At 64.3% G+C, this 1,697-nt stretch carries 2 protein-coding genes; both read right to left on the bottom strand.

Annotated elements, in window-relative coordinates; genetic code table 11:
* Positions 1–110: 110 nt before the first annotated feature.
* Positions 111–1,100: a ParB/RepB/Spo0J family partition protein gene (locus B7R21_RS18150; protein WP_116284669.1), complete on the bottom strand. Its 990-nt coding sequence runs from the start codon at positions 1,098–1,100 to the stop codon at positions 111–113.
* Between the two features lie 93 nt (positions 1,101–1,193).
* Positions 1,194–1,565, bottom strand: coding sequence for a DUF3846 domain-containing protein (locus tag B7R21_RS18145; protein ID WP_116284668.1), 372 nt, complete (start codon positions 1,563–1,565; stop codon positions 1,194–1,196).
* Positions 1,566–1,697: the final 132 nt, after the last annotated feature.

Raw genomic sequence — 1,697 nt, 5'->3', positions numbered from 1 at the left:
CAACCAGAACACGCCTCACCCAACAGGCCCGGGGTGGGCCCGGCATAGGCCGCCCCGACACCGCTAAACGCCGAGGTGGTCTCCGCTTAGATTACCCAGGTGGTCCTGGCCTAGGTTGACATACTCACAGAGAGTTCCACCGGCTCGGCGACCGGCGATCGGTAGCTCCGGTAGATGGGCTGGTGCAGTTCCGGCTTCATGCAGAGCGGCACCGTTTCGGTGTCGTCCTCGCCGAGCCCGTTCACGGTCAGGAACACGGCGTGACCCTCACAGGTGATGTGCGTCTCGGGGTTGAGCGGGGGCCGTTCGGTGTCGTCGTCTGCGGCGTCGGTGAGGCGTGACAGGTGCGCCATGGTCGAGTAGTTCCATGTCGTGACAACGCTCAGGCCGTCCGCCTCCAGCGTGGCCACGATCTCGACCTGCCGGGTGAGGCGGGCGTTATCGTCGCGGCACTCCTGAGCGACATACGCGAGGTCTTCGTCGTCGCAGTTCGTGACAGCCGAGATCGCGTCATCGTCGCCCTCGAACTCCGCGATCAGCAGCAGCCGGTCAAATGAGACGGTGCCGTACCCGGCATAGGCCGTTGCGGCCTTGCTCTTCCCGATCGTCAGCGCCCCTGCGACGGTGGCCTTGTCGGCACCTGCGGACTTCGCGATCTTCTCCACACTGATGCCGTCGAGGGCCAGCGCTTCGTAGGCGGCGATCCGGTCGGTCAGCGTTAGTTCTGCGCGGGCGAACGTGCGCAGCTGATCCAGAATCCGGCCCGATTCCGTGCCGGTGGTGTCCGCGATACCGAACACGGCGAGCATCGACTCGAGGCCCGCCTCGCGGGCGGCGAGGAGTCGGCGCTGTCCGTCGTAGACGTAGGTGATGCCGTCCTCCCCGCGGCGGGCGAGGACCGGCTCGCGGACTCCCTCGGCGCGGATGGAGTCCACGAACTCGGGCGGCAGGACCGGGTTGGTCCTGATGTTCGGGTCAAGCTGCACGGCCTGCGGGTCGATTCGCTCGATGGTCACCGTTCCCGCTGCGAGGCTCGCAGCAAGGTCCGGCGCGCCAGTGTTGGCCGGGGCTGATGCGGGGGTGGTGGTGTTCTTGGTCATGGTGTTTCTTCCTTCGATATGATGGGGTTAGACGGTCGGGAACCGAGGCACTTGATTTGCTTCGGTCCCCGACCTTTGTTATTGGTTGGGGTGTTACAGGACGGTCAGAATCGCGTTTGCGGTCTGCCACCACCCGATGACGGTCGCGGTCTGCTCCTCGGTCAGGCCTCGGGTGTCGCCCTCGCCGTCGGTGGCCAGGAACAGGCCCGGCCCTGACAGGTGCGTCTGGAACGGGCGGGTTACCCGGATCATGTCGGTGAGTGTCGGGTTCGGCTCCTGCGTATACAGGCCCTCGTCATCCACCCACACGTCAATGCCACCTACGAGGCCGATGACGTCGACGGTTGTGCAGCCGATGTGCCGGTACATGCCCAGCAGGTGGGTGTGGGTGTTCGTGTCGTCGATGCTGACGGTGGACAGGACCCCGTCGTTGTCGATCCGGATCCCGGTGATGTGTTCGGTCATTTTCTTTCCCTTTCGTTGTTTTGCCGTGATTCTCAATCAGGTTTGTCAAGCCGAAATGGAGGTTTGTCTCGGCCCCGACTGTCACTTCCTCCCACACGTTTTTTGCCTGGAAGGTACGAAGTACCGCGCAGG

Source organism: Subtercola boreus, from assembly GCF_003399625.1.
Lineage (GTDB): Bacteria > Actinomycetota > Actinomycetes > Actinomycetales > Microbacteriaceae > Subtercola > Subtercola boreus_C.
The sequence above is the reverse complement of the archived record's forward strand: the minus strand, read 5'-3'. Positions and strand labels throughout refer to the sequence as shown.